The organism is Bradyrhizobium iriomotense (assembly GCF_018129405.1).
Taxonomy (GTDB): Bacteria; Pseudomonadota; Alphaproteobacteria; order Rhizobiales; family Xanthobacteraceae; genus Bradyrhizobium; species Bradyrhizobium iriomotense_B.
On the sequence record NZ_JAFCLP010000045.1, the window covers coordinates 1 to 8,478 of the forward strand.

General features: G+C 64.7%; 6 protein-coding genes. 5 read left to right on the forward strand and 1 reads right to left on the reverse strand.

What is annotated here, in order from left to right; genetic code table 11:
* Together JQ592_RS38040 and JQ592_RS38045 are read left to right on the forward strand one after the other, a co-directional pair.
* Window positions 1-1,053: methyl-accepting chemotaxis protein (locus JQ592_RS38040; RefSeq protein ID WP_211407830.1), on the forward strand; the 1,053-nt coding region annotated here is incomplete at its 5' end.
* 345 nt (window positions 1,054-1,398) lie between these two features.
* Complete coding sequence (locus JQ592_RS38045) at window positions 1,399-3,432, forward strand: methyl-accepting chemotaxis protein (protein WP_211407831.1); 2,034 nt, start codon at window positions 1,399-1,401, stop codon at window positions 3,430-3,432.
* Window positions 3,433-3,810: 378 nt separating this feature from the next.
* Here the strand turns inward: JQ592_RS38045 and JQ592_RS38050 are convergent, their stop codons facing one another.
* Window positions 3,811-4,167: a DUF3175 domain-containing protein gene (locus JQ592_RS38050; RefSeq protein ID WP_211407832.1), complete on the reverse strand. Its 357-nt coding sequence runs from the start codon at window positions 4,165-4,167 to the stop codon at window positions 3,811-3,813.
* 182 nt (window positions 4,168-4,349) lie between these two features.
* Between JQ592_RS38050 and JQ592_RS38055 the strand changes: the two genes are divergently transcribed.
* From JQ592_RS38055 to JQ592_RS38065, 3 genes are all read left to right on the forward strand, one after another.
* Window positions 4,350-5,840 carry an MFS transporter gene (locus tag JQ592_RS38055; protein WP_211407833.1) on the forward strand — a complete coding sequence of 497 codons (1,491 nt, stop codon included), beginning with the start codon at window positions 4,350-4,352 and terminating at the stop codon, window positions 5,838-5,840.
* A gap of 4 nt (window positions 5,841-5,844) precedes the next feature.
* Window positions 5,845-6,663 carry a trehalose-phosphatase gene (gene otsB / locus JQ592_RS38060; protein ID WP_211407834.1) on the forward strand — a complete coding sequence of 273 codons (819 nt, stop codon included), beginning with the start codon at window positions 5,845-5,847 and terminating at the stop codon, window positions 6,661-6,663.
* A gap of 240 nt (window positions 6,664-6,903) precedes the next feature.
* Complete coding sequence (locus tag JQ592_RS38065) at window positions 6,904-8,367, forward strand: trehalose-6-phosphate synthase (RefSeq protein ID WP_211407835.1); 1,464 nt, start codon at window positions 6,904-6,906, stop codon at window positions 8,365-8,367.
* Window positions 8,368-8,478 lie beyond the last annotated feature (111 nt).

Sequence of the window (8,478 nt, forward strand, 5' to 3'; positions counted from 1 at the left end):
ATCTCGCGGCCGATGATCGCGATGTGCAAGGCGATGCGCGAGCTCGCCTCGGGCAATTTCGACGTCGTGCTGCCGGGTTTGGGCCGCAAGGACGAGATCGGCGAGATGGCTGGCGCGGTCGAAGAATTCAAGGTTCAGGCCGTCGCCAAGGCCGAGCGCGACGCCGCCGCCAGCGAAGTCCAGAACCGGGAGCAGGCTGCCAGCCGCCGCGCCGAGCTGATCCGCTTTGCCGACGATTTCGAGAGCGCGGTCGGCGCCATCGTCTCCAATGTCTCGTCCTCCGCCGTGCAGCTGGAGTCGGCGGCCTCGACGCTGACCCGCACCGCCGAGACCACGCAGACCCTGTCGAGCCAGGTCGCCGGCGTGTCCGAACAGGCTTCCTCCAACATGCAGTCGGTCGCGACCGCAACGGAAGAGCTCTCGGCCTCGGTCGAGGAGATCGGCCGCCAGGTCCGTGATTCCAGCCGGATCGCCGAAGCCGCCGTGGTGCAGGCCAAGGAGACCGACGGCCGCATCGGCAAGCTGTCACATGCCGCCCAGCAGATCGGCGAAGTGGTCAAGCTGATCACGGCGATCGCCGAGCAGACCAATTTGCTGGCGCTCAATGCCACCATCGAGGCGGCACGCGCCGGCGACGCCGGCCGCGGCTTTGCGGTGGTTGCCAGCGAAGTGAAATCGCTGGCGAGCCAGACGGCCAAGGCCACCGACGAGATCTCCTCGCACATCGCCGGCATGCAGGGCGCCACCGCCGAATCGGTCGCCGCGATCAAGGAAATCGGCGCCACCATCGGCCAGATCTCGTCGATCTCGACCTCGATCGCCAGCGCCGTCGAGCAGCAGGGCGCGGCCACGCAGGAGATCGCCCGCAGCGTCCAGACCGTCGCCCAGGGCACCCAGACCGCGGCCACCGACATCGGCGAGGTCAACCGCGGCGCTGCCGAGACCGGCACTGCGTCGGAAGAGGTGCTGAATTCGGCCAAGTCTCTCTCCAGCGAAAGCACCCGCCTCCGCGCCGAGCTCGACCGCTTTATGGGGAATATCAGGGCGGCGTAAGCCGCATCGTCGTCCTGGCGAAAGCCAGGACCCATTACCCCAACGAGCAATCGGACGAAGACCGGCAACTCCGAGTCTTCGCCAAACCACGTCCTGTGGTTATGGGTCCTGGATCAGCACTCGCTCCGCTCGCTTGTCCAGGACGACGAGCGGAGATGGGCGGCGGCCTTCAATTTTAGCGGCGCCAGAAAGCCCGCTTTAACATTCCCCGCGACACCTAACCGCCAGTTGCGGCGCCGCAAATTTACCGCCGCTTATCCTTTGCCAACTACCGTGCATACGAGTCGGGGAGCGGGCTGCTCCCGGGCTGCGCCTGGTTTTCCGCGAATGGAATGGGGTGGGGGAATGCCCGTCAAGTCGAAGCCGAACACATCGAAGCTGCTCACCTTGCGTTTTCGCGCAAAAATCATCCTCGGCTTCGTGGCGGTGCTGGCCATCCTCGCCGTCAGCATGGCTTTCGCCTATTTCGGCTTTGAGCGGATCCAGGCCGCAGTGGCGTCCTACCGCACCAGCGTGTCGGAAGCGGACCTCGCCCGGACCGTCGACCGCGAGCTGATCGCCTATCAGGGGCTGGCGCGGGCCTATACGTTGACCGGCGCGAACGACGACGAGACCGCGGCCAAGGCCGCGGAAGAGAATCTGAAGGGTGCCATCGCCAAGTCCATGGCGGCCACGACCGGGGCTGCGCGCCGCGAGCAGGTCGGCAAGCTCGAGGCCGAGTTCCAGCGCTTCACCAAGGTGTTCGGTGAGATCATCGCCCTGACGCGCGAGAACAACAAGATCGCGGCCGACGAGCTCAACAGCGTCGGCAACAAGATCCGCTTCAAGTTCGACGACCTCGCCGATACCGCGGCGCTCGCCGGCCTCGCCTCGGTCCAGACCACGGCCAAGGACGTCACCTCGCAATATCTGGCGGTCTCCACTTCGGTCAGCGCCTTCGTCGCCAAGCCCGAGCCGAAGACCGCCGACGGCGTTATCGCGCGCATCAAGTTCCTGGAGACCCTGCTGGTCTCGATCTACGCCAACGACCAGAAGATCACTGATCGCGTCACCGAGATCGGCAATCTGCTGAAGCAGTACCGTACCTCCTTCTCGAAGCTGACCGAGAACGTGAAGGTCATCGTCAAGTCGAACGGCGAGATGACCAAGACGGCCGCCTCCATTCTCAAGCTTTCGGCCGATCTCCGCTCGGACCTCACCGCCGACCAGCAGCGCATCGAGGCCAGTGCCAACACGACGATTATGGAGACCGAGCGGCTGATGCTGATGCTGGCGCTGGGCGGCCTTGCTGTCGGCGCGGCGCTGGCTCTGATGCTCGGCAACGGCATCTCGCGGCCGATGATCGCGATGTGCAAGGCGATGCGCGAGCTCGCCTCGGGCAATTTCGACGTCGTGCTGCCGGGTTTGGGGCGCAAGGACGAGATCGGCGAGATGGCCGGCGCGGTCGAAGAATTCAAGGTTCAGGCCGTGGCCAAGGCCGAGCGCGACGCTGCCGCCAGCGAAGTCCAGAACCGGGAGCAGGCCGCCAGCCGCCGCGCCGAGCTGATCCGCTTTGCCGACGATTTCGAGAGCGCGGTCGGCGCCATCGTCTCCAATGTCTCGTCCTCCGCCGTGCAGCTGGAGTCGGCGGCCTCGACGCTGACCCGCACCGCCGAGACCACGCAGACCCTGTCGAGCCAGGTCGCCGGCGTCTCCGAGCAGGCTTCCTCCAACATGCAGTCGGTCGCGACCGCAACGGAAGAGCTCTCGGCCTCGGTCGAGGAGATCGGCCGCCAGGTCCGCGATTCCAGCCGCATTGCGGAAGCCGCCGTGGTGCAGGCGAGGGAAACCGACGGCCGCATCGGCAAGCTCTCCCATGCCGCCCAGCAGATCGGCGAAGTCGTCAAGCTGATCACGGCGATCGCCGAGCAGACCAATCTGCTGGCGCTGAACGCCACCATCGAGGCGGCACGCGCCGGCGACGCCGGCCGCGGCTTTGCGGTGGTTGCCAGCGAAGTGAAATCGCTGGCGAGCCAGACGGCCAAGGCCACCGACGAGATCTCCTCGCACATCGCGGGCATGCAGGGCGCCACCGCCGAATCGGTCGCCGCGATCAAGGAAATCGGCGCCACCATCGGCCAGATCTCGTCGATCTCGACCTCGATCGCCAGCGCCGTCGAGCAGCAGGGCGCGGCGACGCAGGAGATCGCCCGCAGCGTCCAGACCGTCGCGCAGGGCACCCAGACCGCGGCCACCGACATCGGCGAGGTCAACCGTGGCGCTGCCGAGACCGGCACTGCGTCGGAAGAGGTGCTGAATTCGGCCAAGACGCTGTCCTCCGAAAGCACCCGCCTCCGCGCCGAGCTCGACCGCTTCATGGGGAATATCAGGGCGGCGTAGCCGCATCGTCGTCCTGGCGAAAGCCAGGACCCATTACCCCAACGAGCAATTGGACGAAGACCGGCAACCACGAGCCTTCGCCAAATTTCTCCCTGTGGTTATGGGTCCTGGATCAGCACTCGCTCCGCTCGCTTGTCCAGGACGACGACGGAGGTTTTCGCTGGCGCCTCATACTCCGCTTGTCGTCCCGGACAAGCGCGCCTCAAGCGCGCGCTGATCCGGGACCCATAACCACCGAATTGCGTTGTTGCACGCGCTGGCAACTCCGAGCCTTCGCAACACGATTGCTGCGGAGTATGGGTCCCGGATCTGCGCTGCGCTCCTGACAGCGCTCCGCGCTGCCACGCGCTCCGCTTGTCCGGGACGACAGCGGAGTTCTCACTCCCTCCCGAACGCCCGCTTCAGCTCAACCTTCGCCTTTTCGAGTCGGGTGCGCTGGGTCTTCGGCAGCGTCTTGCCGGCGCGGTTGATGTAGAAGGTCAGCATCGACAGCGCCGAGCAGTAGGCGCCGGTCTTGCGGCGTGAGCTGTGCTCGGCCGATCGCTTCAGCGAGGCCGCGATCTTCCTCGGGCTGGTCAGCTTGAACACCCCGCGTTTCAGGTCGAGCGCGTCGCTTTCCTTCGTCACCCGCTGTGACCAGCGCTTCGGTGTTGCGCGTTTGGTGCTCTTGCGCACGCTGGTCTTCCGGCGCGCCGCTGTCTTGCGCGAATGTGTCGTCTTTCTGGCATGAGCCATGCGTCAACTCCTTGCGGCTCCATCGCAAACGGACGGCAAGTGGGACTGTTCCTGCGGGAACCTGGCACCGCTGCAGACGTTGTCGCATGTGACAGGCGACATGCCGCACCCCGATGATCGGATCGCCCCCGTCCACATCAAGTGAACCGGGGCTGCGTCCTTTGGTCAGATCCAACAACCCGATGGAATTGCAGCAAACCCCAGCGCTGAACTATGGACCTGCCGTCCCTGCGGCGGTTGCTGCGACCGATCGCATCGTCGAGACCAGCATTCCCTTGCGTCTCGACGCGCTGCCGTGGAGCGGCTTCCACACCCGCGTCGTGCTGGCGCTCGGCATCACCTGGATCCTGGATGGGCTCGAGGTCACGCTTGCCGGTGCACTCTCCGGCGCGCTGAAACAGAGTCCTTCGCTGCACTTCTCCAATCTCGATCTCGGCATCGCCAATTCCGCTTATCTCGCCGGCGCCGTGCTCGGTGCGCTCGGGTTCGGCTGGCTCACCGACCGCATCGGCCGCAAGAAACTGTTTTTCATCACGCTCGCGCTCTATCTCTCGGCGACCGCCGCGACGGCGCTATCCTGGGACATTGCGAGCTACGCGCTGTTTCGCTTCCTCACGGGCGCGGGCATCGGCGGCGAATACACCGCGATCAATTCGACCATTCAGGAATTGGTGCCGGCGCGCTATCGCGGCTGGACGGATCTCGTCATCAACGGCAGCTTCTGGATCGGCGCCGCGATGGGCGCGGTGGCGGCCATCGTGCTGCTCGATCCCGCATTGATGGGGCCCGATCTCGGCTGGCGGCTCGCCTATCTCATCGGCGCCGCCATCGGCCTCGTCGTGCTGTTGATGCGGATGTGGATTCCGGAAAGCCCGCGCTGGCTGATGATCCACGGGCGGCCGGATCAGGCCCATGCCATCGTCGACGATATCGAGCGCTCGGTGCTCGGCCATGACCAGGATGCGGGCGAGGGACGCTTCGCAAAGATCCGGCTGAAGATGCGCGATCACACGCCGATCCGCGAGGTCGTGCATACGCTGTTTTCCGCCTATCGCCAGCGTGCGCTGGTCGGCCTCGTGCTGATGAGCGCGCAGGCGTTCTTCTACAACGCCATCTTCTTCACCTTCGCGCTGGTGCTGACCGATTTCTACGGCATCAGCGCCGATCATGTCGGCTGGTACCTGCTTCCCTTTGCTGCCGGCAATTTCCTCGGCCCGCTGCTGCTCGGCCGCCTGTTCGACACGCTCGGACGACGCACCATGATCATGTTTACCTATGGCATCTCAGGGCTGCTGCTGGCGTTCTCGGGCTACCTGTTCACGATCGGTGTGCTCAGTGCGCAGGGACAGACCATCGCCTGGATGGTGATCTTCTTCTTTGCCTCGCCCGCCGCGAGCGCGGCCTATCTCACCGTCAGCGAGAATTTCCCGCTCGAAGTGCGCGCACTGGCGATCGCGGTGTTCTACGCGGTGGGCACCGGCATCGGCGGCGTGATCGGGCCGGCATTGTTCGGCGCGCTGATCGATACGGGATCGCGCACCAGCGTGTTCGCCGGCTATCTGCTGGGGGCATTCCTGATGATCGCGGCTGCGATCGTGGCGTGGCGCTATGCCGTCTCCGCGGAACGAAAATCGCTCGAACAAATCGCGCGGCCGCTCGCCTTTATGGAGTAGACTGATGAAATCGGAACTTGCGGAAATGGCATTGGACCAGAAGCGCACCATGCACGACGACGATGCGCCCGAATCGGTGCCGGTGCCGCATGCGCTCGTCCCGCATCTCGACGAGACTGCGATCCTGCTCGACATCGACGGCACGCTGCTCGACCTGATGCCGACCCCGCGCGAAGTGTGGGTGCCGCCCGGCCTGTCGGAGACGCTCAACAGGCTGGCAGAACGGACCTCCGGCGCGCTGGCGCTGGTCAGCGGCCGCTCGCTCAACGACATCGACCTGATCTTCGCACCCGACATCTTCCGCGCCGTCGCAGGCCACGGCGCGGAGATGCGGCTGTCGGTGGACAGTGAAGCGGACGACGTGCACGCGCCGCCGCTGGACAAGGAGCTGAAGCGGCGGCTCGCTGCGATCGCCAAGCTTTCGCCCGGCATTCTGCTCGAGGACAAGGGCTATTCGCTGGCGCTGCATTACCGCCTCGCGCCGCATGCGGAGAAGGCGATCTACGAATCCGTCTCGCTGATCCGCGCCGACCTGCCCAACGCGCCCATTGAAGTGCTGCCCGGCAAGTTCGTCTGCGAGATCAAGCATTCGGGATTCACCAAGGCGAGCGGCGTGCGCGAATTGATGAAGCATGAACCGTTTAGGGGGCGCCGCCCGCTGTTCATCGGCGACGACGTCACGGATGAGACGGTGTTCGCGATCATGCCCGACATGGACGGGCTCGCTTTCTCGGTCGGCCGCCGCGCCATGGGCGTGAACGGTCACTTCGATGCGCCGGCCGATGTGCGCATGTTCCTCGCGCGCCTGCTCGATCCGAGGTGAAACGAAGGCAGCGCCACGTCGCAGACACAATACCGTCGCCACGCGCACCTTGCGCGGCGCAATTCATGCTGCGCAACACACCCGCTAATGCTGTCTTTGCAGTGAAATTTCCGGGTTCCGCAGGCGAAACCTGTTCCAACGCGCACGCCCGATTTTGGTTTCAATCCGAAGAAATCATGACAGGAACCATATTGATGAACGGCAGTTAAACGGGGTGGAATGAACAGGAGGGGACGACCTGTGAACTTAGTCGTCGTTTCAAATCGCGTCGCCCGCGGCAAGCCCAATGAGCCTATGACGGGCGGTCTGGCCGCGGCATTGCTTCCCGTTGTCGAGCATTCAGGGGCGATCTGGGTGGGATCTTCAGGCCGCGTGCGTGACGGCCATCAGAAGGAACCGTTTGCCGAGATCGAAGCGCTCGGTTCGGGCGCGATCGCAACGCTGGATCTGCCGGCTGCGCATTACGGCGGCTATTACGAAGGTTTTGCCAATTCGGCGTTGTGGCCAGCGCTGCATTCGCGCAGCGATCTGATTCGCGTCTCGCGCGAGGATTACGTCAGCTATCGCGAGGTCAACGCCTTCATGGCGCGCGCCTTGTTGCGTTTCCGCAAAGCCCGGACCGCGTTCTGGGTGCAGGACTATCATTTCCTGGCGCTCGGCGCGGAGCTGCGTGAACTCGGCGTCGATGATCCGATCGGCTTCTTCCTGCACACGCCCTGGCCGGTGGCCGCGGTGATGCAGGGCGTGCCCAATCATCGTGAGCTGATCGCGGCGATGCTGGCCTATGATCTGCTCGGTTTCCAGACCGAGGAGGACCGGCAGAATTTTCTCGGTTATGTCGGCGGCGAGCTCGGTCTCGCCGTCGAAGACGGTATCGTGATCTCGCAGTATGGTCGCACGCGCTGCCAAGTCTTCCCCATCGGTATCGATGCGGAAAAGTTCGCAGCCTATGCCGCCAAGTCGGCATCGCATCCCGACGTGTCGCGACTGCGCCGCAGCCTCAATGGCGAGCGGCTCGCGATCGGCGTCGACCGGCTCGATTATTCCAAGGGCCTCGTCAACCGCATCAGCGCGTTCGACCGGCTCTGGACCGAGCAGCCGCAGTTTGCGCGCAGCATCTCGCTGCTTCAGATCGCCAATCCCTCGCGCGGCGCGATCGAGGCCTATGGCAATCTCCAGAACGAGGTCGCGCGCCTCGTCACCGACGTCAACGGCCGCCACGGCGAGGTCGACTGGACTCCGATCCGCTATTTGAACAAGGGCTTCAGCCAGACCGTCCTTGCGGGCCTCTATCGCACCGCGCAGGTCGGCGTGGTGACGCCGCTGCATGACGGCATGAACCTGGTTGCCAAGGAATATGTAGCCGCCCAAAACCCGGCCGATCCCGGCGTGCTGGTGCTGTCGAAATTTGCCGGTGCCGCCAACGAGCTCGAAACGGCGCTGCTGGTCAATCCGCACGACATCGACGGCATGGCGCGCGCGATCGCGATCGCGGCCTCGATGCCGCTCACCGAGCGCAAGCTGCGCTGGGACGCGATGATGAAGAAGCTGCGTGGCCACACCATTCAGCAATGGTCCACCGATTTCGTCGCGGAGCTGGAGAAGTGCCGCACCCAGAAGGCCGCCGTCGCCCCGCTCGCAGCCCAGCCGCCACAAGCGCTGCGCTGGCTGAAGTCGGCGATATCAGGGGTGCGGTTGATTTAAAGCGGCTTGCTCGATCTCATCCTCTCCCCTTGCGGGCTACGAGATTCACACATTTCGGAGGCTCCAACCATGCTTGATGGCGTGGAACTGGGTGAGGCCTCTGATCATGAC